General features: G+C 66.2%; 20 protein-coding genes. 14 read left to right on the top strand and 6 right to left on the bottom strand.

Annotated elements, in window-relative coordinates:
- Positions 1-30: 30 nt before the first annotated feature.
- Complete coding sequence (locus BLS75_RS17325) at positions 31-1,086, bottom strand: permease (protein ID WP_019094201.1); 1,056 nt, start codon at positions 1,084-1,086, stop codon at positions 31-33.
- A gap of 193 nt (positions 1,087-1,279) precedes the next feature.
- Entirely contained in the window at positions 1,280-2,056 is a 777-nt protein-coding gene (locus tag BLS75_RS17320) for an IclR family transcriptional regulator (protein WP_011060579.1), read from the bottom strand.
- 171 nt (positions 2,057-2,227) lie between these two features.
- Between BLS75_RS17320 and BLS75_RS17315 the strand changes: the two genes are divergently transcribed.
- Genes BLS75_RS17315 through BLS75_RS17300 form a run of 4 tightly spaced genes read left to right on the top strand, consistent with a single transcriptional unit; the run spans position 2,228 to position 5,744 of the window.
- Positions 2,228-2,998, top strand: a complete 771-nt coding sequence (locus BLS75_RS17315) for an ABC transporter substrate-binding protein (RefSeq protein WP_015635071.1) — start codon at positions 2,228-2,230, stop codon at positions 2,996-2,998.
- Between the two features lie 60 nt (positions 2,999-3,058).
- Positions 3,059-3,715 (top strand): amino acid ABC transporter permease, encoded by a 657-nt coding sequence (locus BLS75_RS17310; RefSeq protein WP_011060581.1) that lies wholly within the window; start codon positions 3,059-3,061, stop codon positions 3,713-3,715.
- The gene (locus BLS75_RS17305) at positions 3,712-4,458 is read left to right on the top strand and encodes an amino acid ABC transporter ATP-binding protein (RefSeq protein WP_011060582.1); all 747 of its coding nucleotides are present in this window, start codon (positions 3,712-3,714) and stop codon (positions 4,456-4,458) included. Before BLS75_RS17310 ends, BLS75_RS17305 begins: the two co-directional genes overlap by 4 nt.
- Positions 4,455-5,744: an NAD(P)/FAD-dependent oxidoreductase gene (locus BLS75_RS17300; protein ID WP_072451387.1), complete on the top strand. Its 1,290-nt coding sequence runs from the start codon at positions 4,455-4,457 to the stop codon at positions 5,742-5,744. Before BLS75_RS17305 ends, BLS75_RS17300 begins: the two co-directional genes overlap by 4 nt.
- On the opposite strand, the gene BLS75_RS17295 is transcribed toward BLS75_RS17300, so the two are convergent.
- Positions 5,745-6,419, bottom strand: coding sequence for a histidine phosphatase family protein (locus BLS75_RS17295; protein ID WP_072451386.1), 675 nt, complete (start codon positions 6,417-6,419; stop codon positions 5,745-5,747).
- 227 nt (positions 6,420-6,646) lie between these two features.
- Here BLS75_RS17295 and BLS75_RS17290 point away from each other — a divergent pair, with 227 nt between their 5' ends.
- The 7 genes from BLS75_RS17290 to BLS75_RS17260 all read left to right on the top strand — a co-directional run bounded on the left by BLS75_RS17290 (position 6,647) and on the right by BLS75_RS17260 (position 14,502).
- On the top strand, positions 6,647-7,351 hold the full coding sequence (locus BLS75_RS17290) for a glutathione binding-like protein (RefSeq protein ID WP_011060585.1): 705 nt from the start codon (positions 6,647-6,649) through the stop codon (positions 7,349-7,351).
- Between the two features lie 217 nt (positions 7,352-7,568).
- Positions 7,569-8,471 (top strand): PhzF family phenazine biosynthesis protein, encoded by a 903-nt coding sequence (locus BLS75_RS17285; RefSeq protein WP_072451385.1) that lies wholly within the window; start codon positions 7,569-7,571, stop codon positions 8,469-8,471.
- The gene (locus BLS75_RS17280; protein WP_072451384.1) at positions 8,468-9,064 is read left to right on the top strand and encodes a hypothetical protein; all 597 of its coding nucleotides are present in this window, start codon (positions 8,468-8,470) and stop codon (positions 9,062-9,064) included. The genes BLS75_RS17285 and BLS75_RS17280 overlap by 4 nt, the downstream gene beginning before the upstream one ends.
- A gap of 286 nt (positions 9,065-9,350) precedes the next feature.
- A complete protein-coding gene (hemB, locus tag BLS75_RS17275) occupies positions 9,351-10,325 on the top strand; it encodes a porphobilinogen synthase (RefSeq protein WP_015635078.1) in 975 nt (324 codons plus the stop codon).
- Positions 10,326-10,435: 110 nt separating this feature from the next.
- Positions 10,436-10,957, top strand: a complete 522-nt coding sequence (locus BLS75_RS17270) for a sigma-70 family RNA polymerase sigma factor (protein WP_015635079.1) — start codon at positions 10,436-10,438, stop codon at positions 10,955-10,957.
- The gene (locus tag BLS75_RS17265; RefSeq protein WP_072451383.1) at positions 10,954-11,925 is read left to right on the top strand and encodes a FecR family protein; all 972 of its coding nucleotides are present in this window, start codon (positions 10,954-10,956) and stop codon (positions 11,923-11,925) included. Before BLS75_RS17270 ends, BLS75_RS17265 begins: the two co-directional genes overlap by 4 nt.
- A 102-nt stretch (positions 11,926-12,027) precedes the next feature.
- On the top strand, positions 12,028-14,502 hold the full coding sequence (locus tag BLS75_RS17260) for a TonB-dependent siderophore receptor (RefSeq protein ID WP_072451382.1): 2,475 nt from the start codon (positions 12,028-12,030) through the stop codon (positions 14,500-14,502).
- Here BLS75_RS17260 and BLS75_RS17255 read toward each other — a convergent pair.
- Complete coding sequence (locus BLS75_RS17255) at positions 14,499-15,449, bottom strand: LysR family transcriptional regulator (protein WP_072451381.1); 951 nt, start codon at positions 15,447-15,449, stop codon at positions 14,499-14,501. The genes BLS75_RS17260 and BLS75_RS17255 overlap by 4 nt on opposite strands.
- Positions 15,450-15,610: 161 nt before the next feature.
- Between BLS75_RS17255 and BLS75_RS17250 the strand changes: the two genes are divergently transcribed.
- Entirely contained in the window at positions 15,611-16,468 is an 858-nt protein-coding gene (locus BLS75_RS17250) for an SDR family NAD(P)-dependent oxidoreductase (RefSeq protein ID WP_072451380.1), read from the top strand.
- Here BLS75_RS17250 and BLS75_RS17245 read toward each other — a convergent pair.
- Both BLS75_RS17245 and BLS75_RS17240 read right to left on the bottom strand, forming a co-directional pair.
- Positions 16,455-18,005, bottom strand: a complete 1,551-nt coding sequence (locus BLS75_RS17245; protein ID WP_011060594.1) for an FAD-dependent oxidoreductase — start codon at positions 18,003-18,005, stop codon at positions 16,455-16,457. The genes BLS75_RS17250 and BLS75_RS17245 overlap by 14 nt on opposite strands.
- 51 nt (positions 18,006-18,056) lie before the next feature.
- Positions 18,057-18,671, bottom strand: a complete 615-nt coding sequence (locus tag BLS75_RS17240) for a LysE family translocator (RefSeq protein WP_011060595.1) — start codon at positions 18,669-18,671, stop codon at positions 18,057-18,059.
- 332 nt (positions 18,672-19,003) lie between these two features.
- On the opposite strand from BLS75_RS17240, the gene BLS75_RS17235 reads away from it, so the two are divergent.
- Positions 19,004-20,095 (top strand): DUF1615 domain-containing protein, encoded by a 1,092-nt coding sequence (locus BLS75_RS17235; RefSeq protein WP_072451379.1) that lies wholly within the window; start codon positions 19,004-19,006, stop codon positions 20,093-20,095.
- Between the two features lie 413 nt (positions 20,096-20,508).
- On the top strand, positions 20,509-21,051 hold the full coding sequence (locus tag BLS75_RS17230) for an ATP phosphoribosyltransferase regulatory subunit (protein WP_072451378.1): 543 nt from the start codon (positions 20,509-20,511) through the stop codon (positions 21,049-21,051).
- The last annotated feature ends 130 nt before the right edge of the window (positions 21,052-21,181 follow it).

The raw sequence follows: 21,181 nt of genomic DNA, 5'->3' as shown, positions 1-21,181 counted from the left end.
AGTCACCTATAAGCTTCGACCACCAGGGTTCTACAACAACGCCGCACCAATCAACCCGCAGACAATCCCCACCAGCATGGTCAGCACGGCCACGGTCACCAGCACTCGGGCATCGAAATCCTTGCGCAGCATCAGCAGCGACGGCAGGCTGATGCTCGGCAGGGTCATCAGCAGGGCCACCGCCGACCCGGTGCCCAGGCCCAGGGTCATCATGGTCTGGACGATGGGAATCTCTGCCGCCGTGGGGATCACGAACAGGGTCCCGGCGATCGCCAGCGGCACCAGCCACCACAGGCTGTCACCCATGGCACCGTCGATATGGGGGAACAGCCAGACCCGCGCCGCGCCCAGCACCAGTACCGCCAGTACGTAGATCGGAATGGTGCTCCAGAACAGTTGCCACAGGGTCTTGCCCCAGCGGCTGAGGAACGGCTGGTCGTTCACCGTGCTGGCTTCCACCACCGCATCCACCGCGGCTTCGGGCAGTTGCTCGGGGCCGGCGACCCGCTGCGCCACCAAGGACACGCCCAGCACCAGGACAATGCCCGCCACCAGGCGCAGGGCGGAAAAGCCCCAGCCCAGGACAAAGCCCATGAACACCAGGGTCGCCGGGTTGAGCACCGGGTTGGCGATCCAGAACGCCAGGGCCGCACCCACCGAAACCTTCTGCCGGCGCAGGCCAGCAGCCACCGGCGCGGCGCAGCAGGAACACATCATGCCCGGCAGGGCGAACAGGCCGCCGCGCAGGGTCGAGCCGAAGCCGGCACGGCCGAACAGGCGCAGCAGCCAATCCCGGGGAATCAGCACCTGCAGCAGGGAACCCAGGATCACCGCCAGCACCGCAGCCTTCCAGATGGCCAGGAAGTACACCTGGGAATAGGCCAGGGCGGCGCTCCAGGGCGAGCTCTGCTGATCGTTGAGGATCGAGGCGCCGATGCTGTGGCTGTCGGCGGCGACAAAGGCCTTGAGGTAGTAGGGCGACCACTTCACGTAGTACAGGCCGATGGCGGCGACCAGCAGGAACAGCAGGGGTTTGCACCAGAACGCCCAGCCGCGGTTGGGCTGGGTGGAGGCGAGGTTGGACATGAAAGGTATTCCGCACGAGGACAATAAGCGCGAATTGTAGCCGCTGGCGCCGGCGCGCTGCGAACCGATCTCGTCCGGCCTTGCCTGGCGATCCCCCGTCGGGAGCTCATCGGCCTTGAGAACGCCGCGTCCCTGCGGGCCGTTCGTCCGAACGCGGCCCGAGCCTGTGGCAGCGGCTACAGGAGAGTGATTTTCAGAGGGTGCGAATCGAGGTGCGGATGGCCCGGGCACATTCGATCACCGAGGGCGCGAGCTTGCGTTCGGCTTCTTCCAGGGTCCAGCGGCTGCTGGGCACCACCACGTGCACCGCGGCCACCGGCAAGCCCTTGCCGTCGAGGATGGGCGCGGCTATCGCCATGTCGCCCAGGAACAGTTCTTCCGGGTTCAGGGCATAGCCGCGGCGCTGGGTGGCGTCGATCTCGCGCTGGATCTCGTCCAGATCGGTGCGGGTGTGTCGGGTGTGGGCCTTGCGGTCGCTGGCCTGGAGGATCTGCAAGGCCTCGGCGGCGGGCAGGGCGCTGAGGTAGGCGCGGCCCGAGCCGGTGCAGTACATCGGGATACGACTGCCGATGGGCATGTGGATGGGGATGAACTTGGGCGCCACGAAGCGCGCCACATAGACCATGTCCAGGCCATCGGGCTCGGTGAGGTTGGTGGTTTCCCCGGTGACCTGGGCCAGCTCGGCGAGGAAGGGGTTGGCCACGTCCACCAGGGTGTCGGCGGCCAGGTAGTTGTAGCCGATCTCCATCACCCGCGGGGTCAGCTGAAAGCGCTTGGTCTGCGGGTGCTTACGCACGTAGCCCAGCTGTTCCAGGGTGTGGATCATGCGCTGCGCCGAGCTTTTGTTGATGTCGGCGGCCGTGGCGATTTCCGCCAGGTTCATGGTCCGTTGCGCGGCGTTGAAGGCCCGCAGCACCGCCAGGCCTTTCTCCAGTGACTGGTTGAAAAGGGAGTTGTTGTTATCGCTCATGACCAGTCCTTTCAGGTTGTTTTGTGTTTTGAATATCGATATTCGATATTTATAAATCTCTTTACGATTTTTGTAAATTGTTTATAGTCGGGTTCATGCCTCCTGCCTTCCACAACAGAGGCTATCCATCACGGACTTCAAACAATAAAACCGTCCAATGGGAGATTCGCCATGCACACCCGCACTCGCGTCCTTGCACCCGCTGTTTTCGCATTCTGTTGCGCCCTTGGCCTGGGCCTTTCGGCGTCGGCCCAGGCCGAGCCGCTGTACAAGGTCGGGGCCACCGCCACCGGCATTCCCTTCACCTTCCTTGACGTCAAGAGCCAGAGCATCGAGGGCATGATGATCGATGCCGCCCGGGCCGTGGGCAAGGCCGGCGGTTTCGCCGTGGACATCCAGCAGACCACCTTCGCCGCACTGATCCCCTCACTGACCTCGAACAAGATCGACATCATTTCCGCTGCCATGCTGCGCACCCCGGTGCGCGAGAAAGTGGTGCAGTACTCCGACCCGGTGTTCAGCTACGGCGAGGGCCTGATCGTCAAGGCCGACGACGCCAGCGACTACCGCCGCATGGAGGACCTGGCCGGGGAAACCGTCGGCGCCCAGGTCGGCACGGTGTTTATCGACGAGTTGAACAAGCGCGGGATCTTCAAGGAAGTGCGCGGCTACGACTCGATTCCCGACCTGATGCGCGACCTGGCCCTGGGGCGGATCAAGGCCGGTTTCGCCGACCGGCCGATCCTCGCCTACCAACTGGCCCAGGGCACCCAGAACAAGGTGCGGCTGGTCAAGGGCTACCAGCCGGTGGTCATGGGCGATGTCTGCCTGATCGTGCGCAAGGGCGATGCCCAGACCCTGGCCGAGGTCAATCGCGGGATCGCCGCGATCAAGGCCGACGGCACCCTGGACCGCATCATCGAGCACTGGAAGCTCAACTGATCCAGTCGCGGCCCGGCGCCTGGCCCGGGTCCCTTTCCTGCTGATTAAACGGGTCTCTCCATGTTTCTCCAGAACGCTCTGGACTTCCTGCCCATTCTGTTGAAAGGCGCAGTGGTCACCCTGCAGGTCACCGTTGGCTCCTTCGTGCTCAGCTCGCTGATCGGCCTGGTCTTCGCCTTGATGATGGTGTCCAAGGTGCGCTCGGTGGCGTTGTTCGCCATCGGCGTGGTCAACGTCATTCGCGGGCTGCCGATCATCGTCCAGCTGTTTTACATCTACTTCGTGCTGCCGGATTTCGGCATCCAGCTCACCGCCATGCAGGCCGGGGTGATCGGCCTGGGCATCGCCTACTCGGCGTACCAGGCGGAAAACTTCCGCGCCGGTATCCAGGCCATCCACCAGGGCCAGATCGAGGCCGCCGAATCCATCGGCATGCGCGGGCCGATGATCATGCGCCGGGTGGTGCTGCCCCAGGCCCTGCGCATCGCCTTGCCGCCCTATGGCAACACCCTGGTGATGATGCTCAAGGACTCGTCCCTGGTGTCCACCATCACCGTGGCCGAGATGACCCGGGCCGGGCAGCTGATCGCTTCCTCGACCTTCGAGAACATGACCGTCTACACCCTGGTGGCCTTGCTCTACCTGGCCCTGAGCCTGCCGCTGTCCTTTGCCCTGCGCCGCCTGGAGGCGCGCATCAGCACCCGGAGAAAGCCATGATCCAGATCAAGGGCGTACACAAGAGCTTTGGCAACGTGGCGGTGCTCGAAGGCATCGACCTACAGGTGCACAGCGGTGAAGTGGTGTGCCTGATCGGGCCCTCGGGGTCCGGCAAGTCGACCCTGCTGCGCTGCATCAACGGCCTGGAAAGCTACGAGCAGGGCGACATCCTGGTGAGCGGGGCGCGGGTCGACCGGCAGGCCAAGAGCATCCATGAACTGCGTACCCGGGTGGCCATGGTGTTCCAGCGCTTCAACCTGTTTCCCCATCGCACGGCCTTGCAGAACGTCACCGAGGGGCCGATCTACGTCAAGAAACAGGACCCCCGGCAAGCACGCCTGCGGGCCGAGGCACTGCTGGAAAAGGTCGGCCTGGCCCATCGCATGCACGCCTACCCGGACGAGCTCTCCGGCGGCCAGCAGCAACGGGTGGCCATTGCCCGGGCGCTGGCCATGGACCCGGAGGCGATTCTCTTCGACGAACCGACTTCGGCGCTGGACCCGGAACTGGTGGGCGAGGTGCTGGCGGTGATGCGCAAGCTGGCCGACGAGGGCATGACCATGATCGTGGTCACCCATGAAATGGGCTTTGCCCAGGACGTGGCAGACCAGGTGTGCTTCCTCCACAGCGGGCGCATCGTCGAGGCCGGCCCGGCCCGAACCGTGCTCAGCACCCCGAGCCACCCGCGCACCCAGGACTTCCTGCGGCGCTTGCTCAACCAGGGCGCGGAGGTGCAGGCATGAGCGCATCCGAGCCCCTGCGCATGCCGCCCTCGCTGTGGGCGGCCACGGCCATGCCGGCCGAGCACACCCCGGCACTGGCCGAGGACCGGGAGGTCGATGTGGCGATTGTCGGCGCCGGCTACACCGGGCTGGTGAGCGCCCTGCGCCTGGCCCAGAGCGGTGCCAGGGTCTGTGTGCTGGATGCCGGCGAGCCCGGCTGGGGTGCCTCCGGGCGCAACGGTGGGCAGGTGATCCCCGGGCTCAAGTTCGACCCCGAGCAACTGCTGGCCAAGTTCGGCCCGGTACAGGGCGAGGCGCTGATCGATGCCGTGGGTGGCGCGGCCGATGAAGTGTTCGAGCTGATCAAGGAACACGGCATTCGCTGCGACGCCACCCGCAAGGGCTGGATCCAGCCGGCGTTTTCCGGCGCCGCGATGCACACCCTGGAGCAGCGCGCCGAGCAGTGGCGCCAGCGCGGCGTGGCCGTGGAGTTGCTGGACAAGGCGGCGGTGAGCCAGCGCATCGGCAGTTCGCAATACCTGGGCGGCTGGGTCGACCCGCGGGCCGGCAGCCTGCACCCGCTGAACTACGCCCGGGGCCTGGCCCGGGTGGCGATGGGGCTGGGGGCGAGCATTCACGGCCAGAGCCGGGTCCGGCAACTGCAGCGCGATGGCGGGCGCTGGACCCTGGAGACCGACCGCGGCGCTCGAGTGCGTGCCTCGAAGGTGCTGCTGGCGACCAATGGCTACACCGACGACTTGTGGCCGGGGTTGCGCCAGACGGTGATCGCCGCCAACAGTTTCATCATCGCCACCCGGCCGCTGCCGGCCGAGCTGCGCCAGAGCATCCTGCCGGGCGGCGAGGTGTGTTCCGATGCCCGGCGCCTGCTGCTGTATTTCAAGCAGGACGCCCAGGGGCGCCTGCTGCTGGGTGGGCGCGGGCCGTTTTCCGAGCCGCGCCGGGATGCCGACTGGAACCACCTGGAGCGTTCGTTGCTGAACCTGTTTCCGCAATTGGCGGGCGTCCCTATCGAGTATCGCTGGAGCGGGCGCGTGGCCCTGACCCCGAGTTTTCTGCCGCAGTTGCACGAGCCGGCGCCGGGGCTGTCGATCCTGCTGGGCTACAACGGGCGCGGCATTGCCTTGTCGACCCTGCTGGGCAGGCACCTGGCGGCGCGGCTGACGGGAGCGGGGCAGGGTTTTCCTTTCCCGGTCACGCCGTTGCGGCCGATTCCGCTGCACGGCCTGCAACGTCTCTACCTGGGGGCGGGGATTGCCTGGTACCGGTTGCTCGACGCCCTGGGCTGATCAGCTCGGGCAATCCTGCTCGCCATTGTCCAGGCCCTGTCTGTAGCTCTGGCTGTGCAGGCTGGCCTTGCCGTTGCGCCAGGTCAGGGTCAGCACGTACAGCGAGTCGAAGTCGCTGGAGGCCCAGTCTTCGGTGATCGGCTGCTGTTCGCCCACGGCTTCTTCGGCGACCTTGTTGATCAGCTCCGGCAGGTAGCCGTGGGACCAGGCGGTGTAGATGATCGAGTTGTGGTAGCGGTCATGCAGCAGCTCGTCCGCCAGGTCGCTGGTGTCATTGGCGGCAAAGTCGATGTTCACCGGCAGGCCGAGCTTGATGGCGCTGGGGCTGATGGTCATCAGCGGGCGGATGTAGCTGTAGGAGTTGTCCAACTCGCCTTCCTCGACGTTGCGCGTGGGGTTGGCGGCGAACACGTACTGCGCCTTGCCGAATTTTTCCGGCAGCAGCGAGGCCAGGTCGATGGCCCGGTTCAGGCCCTGGCAGTTGAGCTGGCCGAGGCCGCCGGCGGGCTTTTCCGCGTGGCGCAGGAACACCAGGGTCTGGGTGCCGTCCACCGGTTGCGCGCGGCTGGCGCTGGATTCCAGGGACAGGCACAGGGCGCTGCCCAGCAACAGGGCCGGCAACGGCAGGTAGCGGCGGTGCTTGAAGTGGCGGGCAAGGCGGCGGAGCAGGTTCATGGTGCGGTCATTCTTCAAGTGCGATGCGTGAGGCTGACAAACCCATGCTCCCTGTCGTTGCTCATGGCCTGATCGGGCCGTGGCTTATGAGTCCCTGAACGGCTTTTGGTTCGATTGCAGGCAGCTTAAGCACTGCATGTTGCCGATTTAAGAAAACCCGGCGGATAATTCCCCGCCGTTGCCCATCCGTGGCGCCGCCCCCCTTTGATTGAGACTGGAAGCCTGTCATGAGCGATCTTTCCGCCTTTGCCGTCACCCAGAAATGGCCTGCGCAATTCCCTGAGTGGATTCAGTTGTATTCCTTGCCGACCCCCAACGGGGTCAAGGTCTCGATCATGCTCGAAGAGATCGGCCTGCCCTACGAGGCGCACCGGGTCAGCTTCGAGACCCAGGACCAGATGACCCCGGAGTTCCTCAGTGTCAGCCCGAACAACAAGATCCCGGCGATTCTCGACCCCCACGGCCCGGGGGACCAGCCGCTGGCGCTGTTCGAGTCGGGGGCGATCCTGATCTACCTGGCGGACAAGAGCGGGCAACTGCTGGCCCAGGAGTCGGCGGCGCGTTATGAAACCATCCAATGGCTGATGTTCCAGATGGGCGGCATCGGCCCGATGTTCGGGCAGGTGGGGTTCTTCAACAAGTTTGCCGGCAGGGAGTACGAGGACAAGCGGCCGCTGGAGCGTTATGTGAACGAGGCCAAGCGTCTGCTGGGGGTGCTGGACAAGCACCTGGGGGGGCGCGAGTGGATCATGGGCGAGCGCTATACCATTGCCGATATCGCGACCTTTCCGTGGATTCGCAATCTGATCGGGTTCTATGAGGCGGGTGAATTGGTGGGCATCGACAACTTCCCCGAGGTCAAGCGAGTGCTGGCCAAATTCGTGGCGCGCCCGGCGGTGATCCGCGGGTTGGAGATTCCCAAGGTTTCTTGACGCACGCACGCCCTGTAGCCGTTGCCGCAGGCTGTGCACGAGCGCGCAGCGGTGGCGGCGATCCCAAGAATGCCAGGGGTGTGTCTGGAGGCGCCCAGCCAGGGCCTGCGTACCGAACGCAGCCCGCTCTTTCGCAGCCTCGCCCTGGCTCGGCAGCGGCTACAGCCAACGTTGTGCCTCATAACGCTGGGCCTTATTAAGAAACAGGATTTTTTGCATGCACCCCTTAAGTTTCAAGCAAGTCGATGTCTTCAGCTCGACTCCCCTCAAAGGCAACCCCTTGGCCGTGGTATTCAACGCTGACGAGCTCAGCACCGAGCGCATGGCCACCTTCGCCAACTGGACCAACCTCAGCGAAACCACCTTTCTGCTCCAGCCCCGCGATCCCCGGGCCGACTACCGCCTGCGGATTTTCACCACCACCCAGGAATTGCCCTTCGCCGGCCACCCGACCCTGGGCAGTTGCCACGCCTGGCTCGAAGCCGGCGGCGTACCTCGGGGCGAGGAGATCATCCAGGAGTGCGAAGTAGGCCTGGTGCGCATCCGCCGCCAGGGCAATCAGCTGGCCTTTCTCGCGCCACCGCTGCTCAAGGCCGGCCCGGTGGAGCCCGAGGTGCTGGAGCAGGTGCGCCGTGGTCTGCGCCTGGCGCCCGGGGACATCGTGCAGGCGCAGTGGGTCGACAACGGCGCCGGCTGGCTGGCGGTGATGCTCGGTGAACGCCAGCAGGTGCTGGACCTGCAACCGGACTACCCGGCGCTGATCGGTCTGGCGGTCGGGGTGATCGCGCCTTGTGATCCCGAGGGTGATGACAGCGACGCGCAGTTCGAGGTACGGGCCTTTATCGCCGGTGATGGCATGCCCGAAGACCCGGCCACCGGCAGCCTTAATGCCGGCATCGCCCAGTGGTTGCTGGGCGCCGGGCTGGCACCGGCTCGCTACCGCGTCAGCCAGGGCCTGAGCATGGGCCGGGCAGGGCGGATTGACGTGGAACAGATCGGCGATGAAATCTGGATCGGCGGCACGGCGCGAACCTGCATCGAAGGGCACCTGCGGCTTTTCCCAAGCAGTGAGCAAACGTGCGAGAACACACCTTCGCCCACTGGACCGAGGCATCCATGAGCGCGCTGACACCTGGCGATTTTGCAGGCACCGGCACGCACAGACAGGCACGGATCCTGTGCGCCTGGGCCCAGGTTGTGCCCTGTAAGGGCTGGATGCTGCGGGCAGGCCTGCTGGGTTTGCTGGCGCTTGATCCACTGCTTTGCATTGCACAAACCACGGCGGTCAAACAACCGCCCGGCCCGGCAACCTTGCCTGGTAATACACCGCGCAGCGAATCCGCGGCATCCGCCAGCGTGGCGGCCACGCCAGGGGACAACGGCGTGGCGGTGAATGCCACGTGCAACCTGCCGGTCAAGCCATCGGCCGGCAAAGTCGTGGAGATATATTGGACCCAGGGCCCGGAAAATCGTCGCGTGGTGGGGCGCGAGGCTGACCATTACGTCGATCTCAATCTGATCGTTCGAACTGTGGGTTACCGGCCTGGCGAGTGCATCGAAGCGACGATTCAGTCCGAAAACGCTGCCGATGAAATTGCCGACCGGATCAAGAAAATCGTGCTCAGGGGAAAGGTTGACGATACCGGCATGGCCTACTTCAAAACGCCTCTGAAGGACTACACCCTCAATTTGCAGGGCAGTGAGCCGCCGTAGTGTGCACACCCGTGCGGGAGCCAGGAGCTGCTGCAAGCGGCCAACCGCCGGATTTGTCGCACGCAGGTTTTTCAATGGCGGCTGCCGCTGTTGCGTCAGATGGTCGCAGGCTGGCCGCGTCGAGTGGCCGATACCCCCTGGATCGCGGGGCCTCAAGGGCATTGTTACGGCTTGGGCAAGACTCTCTTGAGCCGTGCGGGTTTGTACCGGGGCGGCTGCGGGCATAAGCTTTCAGCCTTTTTTCGCCATAGCTCGTGTTGTTTCGCGCTCAGCCTTAGGAAAAATCATGTCCAGCCAGTTCCCAGAAGCCCGTCCGCGTCGCCTGCGTCGCTCCGAACAACTGCGCAGCCTGTTCCAGGAAACCGAATTCACCCTCAACGACCTGGTGCTGCCGATTTTCGTCGAGGAAGAAATCGACGATTTCGTGCCGATCAAGAGCATGCCCGGGGTGATGCGCATTCCCGAATCCAGGTTGGCCGGCGAGATCGAGCGTTACGCCCGCGCCGGGATCAAGTCGGTGATGACCTTCGGCGTCTCCCACCACCTGGACTGCGACGGCAGCGACACCTGGAAGGAAAACGGCCTGGTGTCGCGCATGTCGCGCATCGCCAAGGATGCGGTGCCGGAGATGATCGTGATGTCCGACACCTGCTTCTGCGAATACACCGATCACGGCCACTGCGGGGTCATGCACGGCCATGAAGTGGACAACGACCAGACCCTGCTCAACCTCGGCAAGCAGGCGGTGGCTGCGGCCCGTGCCGGCGCCGATGTGATCGCGCCGTCGGCGGCCATGGACGGTCAGGTCCAGGCCATCCGCCGCGCCCTGGATGCCGCCGGCTTCACCCAGACGCCGATCATGGCCTATTCCACCAAGTTCGCCTCGGCGCTCTACGGCCCGTTCCGTGAAGCGGGCGGCAGCGCGCTCAAGGGCGATCGCAAGAGCTACCAGATGAACCCGATGAACCGCCGCGAGGCGGTGCGTGAATCCTTGCTGGACGAGCAGGAAGGCGCCGACTCGCTGATGGTCAAGCCCGCCGGGGCCTACCTGGACATCATCCGCGACATCCGCGAGGCCTCGCGCCTGCCGGTGGCGGCGTACCAGGTCAGCGGCGAGTACGCGATGATCAAGTTCGGCGCCCAGGCCGGCGCCATCGACGAGCAGCGAGTGGTGCGCGAAACCCTGGGTTCGATCAAGCGCGCCGGCGCCGATCTGATCTTCACCTACTTCGCCATGGACCTGGCCCTGGCCGGGATCTGATTAGGCCCCGCAGTACTGCCACGAACGTCGCCCGGCGTTCGTGGCTATTGCCAAGACTTCCGCCTCTACATGACAATGCGATTCATTATCAAATATGAATCCTTACTGTCATGCCCGCCGACGACTTATCCCTGCGCTGCGCCGTCACCGACCTCTACACCCATCACCATGGCTGGCTGCAGGGCTGGTTGCGCCAGCGCCTGGGCAACGCCTTCGATGCCGCCGACCTGGCCCAGGACACCTTCGTGCGGGTGCTCAAGGCGCGCAACGCAGTGGAGATCCGTGAGCCGCGGCCCTACCTGTCGCGCATTGCCCGGGGCCTGCTGATCGATCTGTTTCGCCGGCGTTCCCTGGAACAGGCCTACCTCGAAGCCCTGGCCCTGGTGCCCGAGGGCGAGCACCCGTCGCCGGAGGAGCAGAGCGTGCTGTTCCAGGCGCTGATGGAAATCGACCGGCTGCTGGATGGCCTGGGGCCCAAGGTGAAACAGGCTTTCCTGCTGTCCCAGTGCGACGGCCTGACCTACGAGCAGATCGCCGAGCGCCTGCAGATTTCCGTGCGCAGCGTGAGCAACTACATGGCCAAGGCCATGGAGCATTGCTGCCTGATGCAGATGCGGATGCAGCTGTCATGAGTTTCGCCGGCCTGCAACTGAGCGTCGGCGAGCGCCAGGCCATCAGCGGCGCGGCACGCTGGTACGCGCAATTGCGCTCCGGCAGCGCCAGCGAGCAGGAGCAGGCCGCCTGGCGCGAATGGCTGGCCGCCGACCCCTTGCACCGCCAGGCGTGGGAACGCATGCAGCAACTGGGCGAGCAGATGTCGGCGCTGCCCGGCGGCCTGGCCGGTTCCACCTTGCGCGGGGCAGGGCGCTCGCGCCGCGAGCTGATGCGCAACCTGGTGGTGCTGGCCTCGGCCGGTTCCCTGGGCTGGCTGGGCTGGCGCAGCGACAGCGCCCAGCAACTGCTGGCGGACTACCGGACCCAGGTCGGCGAGCGCCGGCAAGTGCGCCTGGCGGACGGCACTTCGCTGCTGCTCAATACCAACACCTCGATCAACGTGCAGTTCGACAGCCAGCAACGCAAGGTGCAGCTGTTGTGGGGCGAGATGCTGGTCAGCACCGCTGCCGATCCCTTGCAGCGGCCGTTCCGGGTCTTCACCCGGGACGCCGAGGTGCTGGCCCTGGGCACTCGCTTCGTGCTGCGCAGCGATGAGCGTGAGGAGCAGGTGGCGGTGCTGGAGCACGCGGTGCAGGTCAGCCTGGGCGCAGGCCTTGCGCCGCGTCGGGTCGAGGCCGGCCAGCAACTGGCGTTCAGCGCCGGGGGCTTTGCCGCGCTGCGGCCCAACGATGCCGCGGTGGGTGCCTGGCGCCAGGGCAGCATCATCGCCATCGACCGGCCCCTGGGGGAGTTGCTGGCCGACCTGTCGCGCTACCGCCACGGGGTTGTGCAGTGCGATCCGCAGATTGCCGGGCTGAAGATCTCCGGGGCCTTCCCCATCGATGACACCGACCGCGCCCTGGCGGCGCTGGAAAGCGGTTTCTCCCTGCAGATCAAGCGCTACACCCGCTACTGGGTACGGGTTTGCGATAGCCGCGTGGGTTGAATCCGCGGGGCGAAAAAAAATTCAAGGGTCTTTGCATGTTTGCCCCTCCTGGTCCGGCTTATCCCCCAGTGGATTCATTTTCGTTAGCGGGGAAGGCAAAGCATGTCTGATGTTCACAAGTCGAAGTTGGCCCAGGCGATCAAGGTCGGGCTCTGGGGCGCACTGGCGGTCTACGGGGCGGTACTGCTGCCGTTGACCGCAGTGGCGGCCAGCGAACAGACCGCGGTGCGCCGCTTCGATATTGCCGCCGGTGACCTGACCGAGGTGCTGAGCCGTTACGCCAGCGCTGCCGGCGCGGCAATTTCCTTCGATGCCCGGCAGACCGCCGGCCTGCGTTCGGCGGGGCTCAAGGGTGAATACGGGGTACAGGAAGGCTTTGCGCGGATTCTCGCCGGCAGCGGCTGGCAGGCCGAGCCCCAGAGCAACGGCAGCTTCGTGCTGCGCCCCGTGCCCCAGGGCAGCGGCGCTCTGGAGCTGGGCACCACCCAGGTGCAGGGCCAGGAGCTGGGGGCCACCACCGAGTATTCCGGTTCCTACACCACCGGCGCGGTCACCATCGGCAAGGGCCAGCACTCGCTCAAGGAAACCCCGCAGTCGGTGACCGTGATCACCCGCAAGATGCTCGATGACCAGAACCTCAACACCATCGATCAGGTGATGGAGAAGACCCCGGGCATCACCCTTTACGACTCGCCCATGGGCGGCAAGTATTTCTACTCCCGGGGCTTTCGCATGACCGGCCAGTACCAGTACGACGGCGTGCCCCTGGACATGGGTAGCAGCTACCTACAGGCCGACAGCTTCAGCAGCGACATGGCCTTCTATGACCGGGTGGAGATCCTGCGCGGCGCTGCCGGCATGCTCAAGGGGGCGGGTGGCACTGCCGGCTCGGTGAACTTCGTGCGCAAGCGCGGCCAGGCCACGCCGCACACCGAACTGACGATGTCCGCCGGCAGCTGGGACAACTACCGGGCCCAGGTGGACACCGGCGGGCCGTTGAACGATGCCGGTACCGTCCGCGGCCGGGCGGTGGTGACCCAGCAGACCCGGCAGTACTTCTACGACCTGGGCGATCGCAAGGACCAGGTCTACTACGGCGCCCTGGATTTCGACCTCAGCGACGCCACCACCCTGGGCCTGGGCATGGCCTATGAAGACGTCGACTCGCGCCCGTGCTGGGGCGGCCTGCCGCGCTACAGCGACGGCAGCGACCTCAAGCTGGGCCGTTCCACCTGCCTGAACACCGCCTGGAACAATTCGCGCAGCAAGCGCGCGACCTATTTCGCCGACCTGCGCCAGCAGCTCAACGATGACTGGGCGCTGAAGGTAGCCGGGGTCTACACCCGCAACACCCAGGACATCGAGTACGCCTTCCCCAGCGGTTCGGTGCCGGTGGGGGCCAGCCGCTCCAGCACCCTGATGCTGGGCAGCATCTACGACTACGACCAGGTGGACTACGGCTTCGATGCCTATGTCGACGGGCACTTCCAGGCCTTTGGCCAGGAGCACGAGCTGACCTTCGGCGCCAACGCCAGCCGCTCGATCAAGGACGACTTCTACGCCGTGGCCGGCTTGCCCCAGCGGCAGAACGTGCTGGACCCCGATCACCACCTGCCCAAGCCAGATGACAGCTACTACGAAAGCAACTCCACCCGGGGCGGCCCCACTGATCTGCGGATCCAGCAGCAAGGGTTGTATTCCACTGTGCGCCTGAAGCTCGCCGACCCGCTGACCCTGGTCATGGGCAGCCGGGTCAGTTGGTACAAGTCGCAGAACGATTCGGTGGCCTACTGGCGCGATACGCGCACGCCCAGCAGTGCCCGATCCAAGGAAACCGGCGAGGTCACGCCGTTCGCCGGGGTGCTGTACGATCTCAATGACAACCTCACGGCCTACGCCAGCTACTCCAGCATCTTCACCCCTCAGGGCAGCTATCGGACCCTGGACGGCGCCTCCCTCAAGCCGCTGGTGGGCAAGAGCTACGAGCTGGGGATCAAGGGCGAGTGGTTCGATGGCCGCCTCAACAGCGCCTTCAGCCTGTTCCGCACCATCCAGCAGGACGCGCAGCAGGACGACCCGGCCTGCCCGGACAGCACCTGCTCGCTGAACTCGGGCAAGGTCCGTGCCCAGGGCTTTGAAGCGGAGCTCAGCGGTGAGGTGATCGAGCGCCTGCAACTGCTGGCCGGCTACACCTACACCCAGACCAAGACCCTGGAGGATGCCAACAGCGCCAACAACGGCTTGCCGTTCACCACCTACGTGCCGCGGCACCTGCTGCGGGTCTGGGGCGACTATCAGCTGGGCGGTGCCCTGGAGCGCTTCACCGTGGGGGCCGGGGTCAACGCCCAGAGTGACAACTACCGGGTCTCGCCCACCAGCGGCAACCACATCCGCCAGGCCGGCTATGCGATCTGGAACGGGCGCATCGGCTATCGCATCGACGACACCTGGTCCCTGGCGCTGAACGGCAACAACCTGCTGGACAAGCGCTACTACACCACCATCGGCACCGAAGGCTTCGGCAATTTCTACGGTGACCCGCGCAACCTCACCCTGTCGGTCAAGGCCGACTTCTAAGGCCTGGTGGCGGCCGCGCAGGCCTTCTGCACGGCCGCTTCAGGCTTTGGGAGCCCGGCGTCGAGCAAGGCTATGAAACGCTGCAGCTGTGGCGAAGGGTTGTCCCGGTGCCAGTTCATGTACAGCCCGATGCTTGGCCCGGGTTGCGTGCCCATGGCCCGCAGCGGGCGGTAGGCGACGCTGCCCTGCAGCAGCGCATCGGCCATCGAGCGGGGCACCAGGGCCACGCCGAAACCGCAGCCCACCAGGCCCAGCTGGGTCTGGACCCGGGCCACTTCCTGGACCACCTTCGGGGTGAACCCGGCCGCGCTGCACAGCGCCATCAACTGGTTGTGGTAGCCGCTGCCCAGGGCCTGGGGCGTGAACACGAAGTCGTCGTTGGCCAGCTCCCGCAGGTCCACCTCTGGCGCCTGGGCCTGGGGGTGGTCGTGGGGCAGGGCGATGACGATCGGCTCATCGAGGATCAGGCGCGAGGCTATCTGCCCTTCGGGCAGCGGCAGCTCACGCATGAACGCCAGGTCGATGTCGCCGCCGAGCAAGCCCTTGAGCTGCTCGGCCGAAGGCAGTTCCCGCAGTTCCAGGCGCACCTCGGGCAAGGCCTGGCGAAAGCCCCGCAGGCTGGCGAGCAAGCTCGGGTAGCCGGCCAGTGACAGGCTACTGACGCGCAGGCTGCCGGCCAGGCCCTGGGCAATATGGCGCGCCTGCTCGATGCCCTGTTCCAGGGTAGCCAGGGTGCGCCGGGCGCTGTGCAGAAAATCCGCCCCGGCCGGGGTCAGGGCCACGCCTCGACGATTGCGCCGCAGCAGGCTGAAACCGAGTTTTTCCTCCAGGCGGGCGATGGCCTGGCTCAGGGGCGGCTGGGCCATGTGCAGGCGCGTGGCGGCCTTGTGAAAGTGCAGTTCTTCGGCGACGGCGATGAACTGGCGCAACAGGCGCGTTTCGATCATGGCGATGCTTCCTGGCTGGGGGCTGTGGGACTGTAAACCCCAAGGCTCATGGTTTCACAGTGAATTCATTGATATCAAAAACCTCTCACAGAACCTGGAATTTAGTATTAAGTCACTGATTTTCATGCTGTTACCCTGGAATTCACACAGGAGGGAAGAGCATGGATTTCAGCGGCAGAACGGCGATTGTCACCGGCGCCGGGCGCGGCCTGGGCTTGAGTTATGCACGGGCCCTGGCCCGTCGTGGTGCCCAGGTGGTGATCAGCGATTGCGGGAGTGACGGCAGCGGCAGCGGGGCGGATGACAGTGTCGCCCATGATGCGGTGCGGGCCTTGCGGGCCAGCGGTGCCAGGGCGCTGGCCGACACCGCCGACCTGGGCACCGAGGCCGGTTGCCAGGGGTTGGTGCAGCGCACCCTGGAGGCCTTTGGCAGCCTGGATATCCTGATTCACAACGCCGGCTGGGTTGGCTACCAGGCGCTGGAGCAGACCGACGCCGGGTTTCTCGAGCGCATGCTGGGGATCAACCTGTATGCGCCCATCTGGCTGGCCAGGCATGCCTGGCCCCATCTGCGGCAGTCCGCCGCACCGCGGCTGCTGTTGACCACCTCCGACCGTGCGCTGTACCCGGAATATGCCCAGCCGGGGCTGCTGGCCTACTGCGCGGGCAAGATGGCCCAGGTCGGGATCATGAATGCCCTGGGCCAGGAAGGGGCGGAGCACGGGATCCGGGTCAACGCGGTGTCGCCGGTGGCCAAGACCCGCATGTGGGGCGTCAGCGAGGAGCCGCCGGAACTCAAGCCGGACTGGGTGACGCCGGGGGTGCTGTTTCTGGTCAGCGAGCAGTGCCAGGACAGCGGCTACATCCTGCGGGCCAGCAATGGCCAGTTCAGTGCCTGGCGTCCCCAGGAGGCCCCCGGTGTGGATTACCCCCGGGACCTGAAGCGGATCGCGGCGGCCACGCCGGAGCAGTTCGCCCGGCGCTGGGGGCTGATCAAGCAGCCTTTCATCGGGGCTTGAGGGAGGGGGCGGCGCTCTGCGGGGAGATCTCCCGTTCGCGGAAGTAGCGCTCCAGCACGCGCGGGTCGGCCGAGCGCTCGGCCAGGGCCACGTAGGTGTCCGGGCGCAGCAGGTAGAAGGCGTTGCGCGCCAGCCCCGCGGCGGCATGGGCCGGGCGCCAGTCGAAGGTGCGCAACGGCACCTGGTGCGCGGTGCACCAGTCGCGCAGGGCGTCACTGGTGACGCCGTAGACATGCACCTGCCAGCCCAGGTACTCCAGGCTGTCGAAGTTGTCGTGTTCACCATCGCGCACCCAGGGCAGGCGGTCGCCGCCGTGCACCGGGCCGACGCCGCCGGCGCTCAGGGGCATGCCGCGGTAGTTCAGGGTGATCTGCGACACGGTACGGAAGAGAAACTCCCGGGCGCTGTCGAAGGCGGCGATCTTCGGCAGCAGCAGGGGCGCCAGGCGGGTGCGCGCCAGGTAGGCCACCGGGCCGTCGGCCGTGGCGAAGCTGAACACCCGGTCGGTGGTGGCCACCAGGCGCCGGGCGAACTCCATGCGTTCGGTGGCGTAGGTTTCCAGCAGGCGTTCGGCACTCTTGCCGCTCAGTACCGCTGCCAGTTTCCAGGCCAGGTTGATGGCGTCGCCGATCCCGGTGTTCATGCCCTGGCCGCCGGCCGGGCTGTGCACGTGGGCGGCGTCCCCGAGGAGGAACACCCGGCCGGTGCGAAACTGCTCGGCCACCCGGTGATGCACCTTGTAGGTGGAGAACCAGTTGACCTGGGCCACCTCGACCTTGAGCTGGCGCATGGCGCGCTGGCTGACATCCTCGAAGCGCAGGTTCTCCGGGTGCTCGGCACGCTCGTCGCGCACCGTGCCGATCAGCCGTGCGCGGCCGCTCTGGGCCAGGGGGAACACCGCGAGAAAGTCGGCGTCATCCAGGTCCACGTGCAACTGGCCGTCGATGCTCGGGCCGCTGGCCTGCACATCCGCGACGTAGAACACCTGCTGGTAGGTGCCGCCGGGAAAGCCGGTGCCCAGGGTCTTGCGCACCGTGGAGCGGGCGCCGTCGCAGCCGGCCAGGTAGAAGGCCTGGCAGTGTTCTTCGCGCCCGTCGGGGCCGCGCAGGCGGGCGTTGATCAGGTGGCCGTGGTCGGTGAAGGCCAGCAGCTCGGTGTTGCGTTCGACCTCCACCCCCTGCAGCGCCAGGCGTTCGATCAGCAGTTGCTCGTGTTCGTCCTGAGGAAAGATCTGCAGGAAGGGGTAGGGCGTCAGGTCTTCGCCGATGGCGTTGAACGGCAGGTGGGCGGCGCGCTCGCCCTTGACCCAGAGGTTCACCGCCGGCACATGGTGGCCGCGCTCGACGATGGCCTGGGTCAGATCCAGCTGGCGGTACAGCTCAAGGGTTCGCGCCTGCACCGCCAGGGCCCGGGAGGTAGTGCCCGGGCCCGGGGTCTTGTCGATGATCCGCACCTTGACCCCCTGCCGGCGCAGCCAGAGCGCCAGGACCAGGCCGGTGGGGCCGGCGCCGATGATCAGTACGTCGCTGCAATTCATGGGCTTGCCCTCGGTAGACGATCAAGGTCATGCAGGCGGCTGCCGCCGGGCTCAGCGCTGGGCGAAGGCCAGGTTCAGGCCGAGCCCGGCGAAGCTTGCGGCAAAGCTGCGGCGCAGCCAGTTCTGCACCTGGGGCGATTCGATCACCGCGGTGCGGAACAGGTTGGCCAGCAGGCCATAGAGCACGAACACGAAGAAGGTCATGGCCATGAACACGCCGCTCAGGAGCAGCATCTGCGGGATCGGGTCGCTGCCGTCATGGGCGATGAACTGGGGCAGGAAGGCCAGGAAGAAGAGGGTCAGCTTGGGGTTGAGGATATTCAGCAGGCAGGCCTTGAGCATCAGCGCGCCGGGGCCATGGCTGACGGCGTTGCTGTCCACGGCGAAGGCCGAGCGGTCGCGCCAGGTGGCGTAGGCCAGGTACAGCAGGTAGGCGACGCCGGCGAACTTCAGGCCCTGGAAGGCCAGGGCGCTGGAGTGCAGGATGGCCGACAGGCCGAGGATCGAGGCCAGCAGGTGCGGGACAATCCCGGCGGTGCAGCCGATGGCGGTGAACAGGCTGGCGCGCTTGCCGGCCACCAGGGCGGTGGAAATGGTCAGGATCACGCCGCTGCCGGGAATCAGCACGACGATCAGGCTGGTGATCAGGAAATCCAGGGTCAGCATCCGGGCATCACTCCATTGAGGGCAGGCGCAGGTTCAGGGCTGGGCGCCACACCGAGGTCGGGGGGCATCAAAATACACCCAGCCACACCGCCAATAGAAGGATTCTAGCCTGTAGCCGCTGCTGAGCCCGCGAAGCTGCGCAAAGGTCCGCAGGACCTTGCCTGGCGATCTCCCGCCGATCGCGCAGAGGCCCCAGGATCGCGGCGTCTGCTGCGCAGCCTGCGGCAGCGGTTACGAGGGCCGCGGCGGGAACAGCGCTCGCATTCCTTGGTCGAACGCCCCAGCCGCTGCTTTACTTGCACGGCCCTCGCCCAGCCATCTCGCGGAGCCCCATGATTTCCTCTCGTCTTCTCAGTTGCTTCCTGGGCCTGTCGCTGCTGGCCGGTTGCGCCAGCCAGCGCGGCCCCCAGGCACCAACACTGACCCCCGAACAGACCCAGGCCCGGATCCTGCGCCTGCTGCCGGCCCAGGTGGCGGACCGCCCGGGCTGGGCCCGGGACATCCAGGTGGCCTTCAGCGCCCAGGGCCTTGAGCCGAGCCAGAGCAACCTGTGCGCGGTGCTGGCGGTGACCGAGCAGGAATCCACCTTCCAGGTCGACCCGACGGTGCCGGGCCTGGGGCGCATCGCCCGGCAAGAGATCGACCGCCGCGCGGCCAAGGTGCATGTGCCGGCGCTGCTGGTCAGCGCCGCCCTGCAAGTGCGCGGCCCGGACGGCCAGTCCTACAGCCAGCGCCTGGCCAGTGCCCGCAGCGAGAAGGAATTGAGTGCGATCTTCGATGACTTCATCGGCATGGTGCCCCTGGGCAAGACCCTGTTCGGCGGCTTCAACCCGGTGCACACCGGTGGGCCGATGCAGGTCAGCATCGAGTTCGCCCAGCAGCATGCCCAGGGCTATCCCTACCCGGTGCAGGACTCCATCCGTCATGAGGTCTTCAGCCGCCGCGGCGGCCTGTATTTCGGCATCGCCCACCTGTTGGGCTACCCGGTGGACTACCCGCAGCCGTTGTACCGTTTCGCCGATTTCAACGCCGGCTGGTACGCCAGCCGCAACGCGGCGTTCCAGAGCGCGGTGAGCCGGGCCAGCGGGATCAGGCTGGCGCTGGATGGCGACCTGATCCGCTACGGCTCGATCATGCCCGGCAGCACCGAGCTGGCGGTGCGCACCCTGGGCAAGCAGCTGGGGCTGCGTAACCCGCAGATCCGCGCCCAGCTGGAGAAGGGCGACCGCCAGGACTTCGAAGAAACCGAGCTGTACCGTCAGGTGTTCGCCCTGGCCGATCGCACGGCGGGCAAGCCCGTACCGCGCCAGCAACTGCCCGGCATCGAACTCAAGAGCCCGAAGATCACCCGCCAGCTGACCACTGCCTGGTTCGCCAAACGGGTGGACGAACGCTACCAGCGCTGCCTGCAACGCCCGCTGTAGGAGCTGGCTTGCCAGCGAAGGCGGCCGCCAGGGCGATGCAGAGCCTCTTCGCCGGCAAGCCGGCTTCCACAGGGGGCACTGTTGTGCGGGGCGCAGGTGCTTGCTTGTCAGGCCCGGGGGCGGCGTGGCAGGATGCGCCATGAATTTTTTCCGGCTCGTCTCCCGCCCTCATCACCATCGACCTCATCTCCGGGGCCGTGGTCGCTTGTGCGCGTCGAGCCGTCAGTCATCGAGCAATCGCGATCACTGACCTTCGATGAAAAAAACCAAGGCGCCCCACAAGGCGCCTTTTTTATTGCCTGTCAAAAAACCAGAGGAATGACCCATGACCATGTTACGTGGCACTCGAATGATCACCGGCGAACAAGCCGCCACCCTGCGCACCCTGGAAGGACGCTTCCGGAGCTGGCTTCATCGAAGCGGGCGCTGAAGAAGTCATTGTCCCGGCGCTGTGGGGCCAGGACACCTTTATCGAGAAGGCCGGCGGCAGCGAAGTCATCGGCCAGATGTGGGCCTTCAACGACAAGGCCGGGCGGCCTTGCTGCCTGATCCCGGAAGCCACCGCGCTGTTCCAGGAAACCGCCGGCGAGCTGCTGGCGGGGCGCGAGCAGGCGGCCTTCTTCTACGTTGCCCGCTGCTATCGCTACGAGCGGCCGCAAGCCGGGCGCTACCGCGAGTTCACCCAGTTGGGCCTGGAGATTCTCGGCCCCGATCCGCAGCGCGCCCTGGAGCAGGCGCGGGCACTGTGCGTGGGCTTTCTCGACGCCTTGGGCCTGGAATACCAGCTCAACCTCGGGGTCAAGCGCGGCCTGGCCTACTACCTCAATGGCGAGGGTTTCGAAGTGCGCTGCCCGCGCCTGGGGGCGCAGCAGCAAGTGGTGGGGGCAGGCGCCTATCGCCAGGGAGCCGGCTTCGGCATTGGCCTGGAGCGCCTGCAACTGGCGCTGCAAGCCTGACCGCCTGCGTGTGGTAGGGACTGGCTTGCCAGCGAAGGCGTTCGCCAGGGCGGTGCAAGGCTTGCGGGCCTCTTCGCCGGCAAGCCGGCTCCTACGGGGTGGTGCTCTGGGATGTGCCTGCTTGCTGTAG

Source organism: Pseudomonas sp. NFPP12 (assembly GCF_900103205.1).
Classification (GTDB): domain Bacteria; phylum Pseudomonadota; class Gammaproteobacteria; order Pseudomonadales; family Pseudomonadaceae; genus Aquipseudomonas; species Aquipseudomonas protegens.
Note: the sequence above shows the minus strand (reverse complement) of the source record. Positions and strands in the feature narration are given on the sequence as shown.

Bases quoted from the DNA above. Each gene is read 5' to 3' on its own strand.
- BLS75_RS17325 (WP_019094201.1), bottom strand. From the start codon at position 1,086: ATGTCCAACCTCGCCTCCACCCAGCCCAACCGCGGCTGGGCGTTCTGG.
- BLS75_RS17320 (WP_011060579.1), bottom strand. From the start codon at position 2,056: ATGAGCGATAACAACAACTCCCTTTTCAACCAGTCACTGGAGAAAGGC.
- BLS75_RS17315 (WP_015635071.1), top strand. From the start codon at position 2,228: ATGCACACCCGCACTCGCGTCCTTGCACCCGCTGTTTTCGCATTCTGT.
- BLS75_RS17310 (WP_011060581.1), top strand. From the start codon at position 3,059: ATGTTTCTCCAGAACGCTCTGGACTTCCTGCCCATTCTGTTGAAAGGC.
- BLS75_RS17305 (WP_011060582.1), top strand. From the start codon at position 3,712: ATGATCCAGATCAAGGGCGTACACAAGAGCTTTGGCAACGTGGCGGTG.
- BLS75_RS17300 (WP_072451387.1), top strand. From the start codon at position 4,455: ATGAGCGCATCCGAGCCCCTGCGCATGCCGCCCTCGCTGTGGGCGGCC.
- BLS75_RS17295 (WP_072451386.1), bottom strand. From the start codon at position 6,419: ATGAACCTGCTCCGCCGCCTTGCCCGCCACTTCAAGCACCGCCGCTAC.
- BLS75_RS17290 (WP_011060585.1), top strand. From the start codon at position 6,647: ATGAGCGATCTTTCCGCCTTTGCCGTCACCCAGAAATGGCCTGCGCAA.
- BLS75_RS17285 (WP_072451385.1), top strand. From the start codon at position 7,569: ATGCACCCCTTAAGTTTCAAGCAAGTCGATGTCTTCAGCTCGACTCCC.
- BLS75_RS17280 (WP_072451384.1), top strand. From the start codon at position 8,468: ATGAGCGCGCTGACACCTGGCGATTTTGCAGGCACCGGCACGCACAGA.
- hemB (WP_015635078.1), top strand. From the start codon at position 9,351: ATGTCCAGCCAGTTCCCAGAAGCCCGTCCGCGTCGCCTGCGTCGCTCC.
- BLS75_RS17270 (WP_015635079.1), top strand. From the start codon at position 10,436: ATGCCCGCCGACGACTTATCCCTGCGCTGCGCCGTCACCGACCTCTAC.
- BLS75_RS17265 (WP_072451383.1), top strand. From the start codon at position 10,954: ATGAGTTTCGCCGGCCTGCAACTGAGCGTCGGCGAGCGCCAGGCCATC.
- BLS75_RS17260 (WP_072451382.1), top strand. From the start codon at position 12,028: ATGTCTGATGTTCACAAGTCGAAGTTGGCCCAGGCGATCAAGGTCGGG.
- BLS75_RS17255 (WP_072451381.1), bottom strand. From the start codon at position 15,449: ATGATCGAAACGCGCCTGTTGCGCCAGTTCATCGCCGTCGCCGAAGAA.
- BLS75_RS17250 (WP_072451380.1), top strand. From the start codon at position 15,611: ATGGATTTCAGCGGCAGAACGGCGATTGTCACCGGCGCCGGGCGCGGC.
- BLS75_RS17245 (WP_011060594.1), bottom strand. From the start codon at position 18,005: ATGAATTGCAGCGACGTACTGATCATCGGCGCCGGCCCCACCGGCCTG.
- BLS75_RS17240 (WP_011060595.1), bottom strand. From the start codon at position 18,671: ATGCTGACCCTGGATTTCCTGATCACCAGCCTGATCGTCGTGCTGATT.
- BLS75_RS17235 (WP_072451379.1), top strand. From the start codon at position 19,004: ATGATTTCCTCTCGTCTTCTCAGTTGCTTCCTGGGCCTGTCGCTGCTG.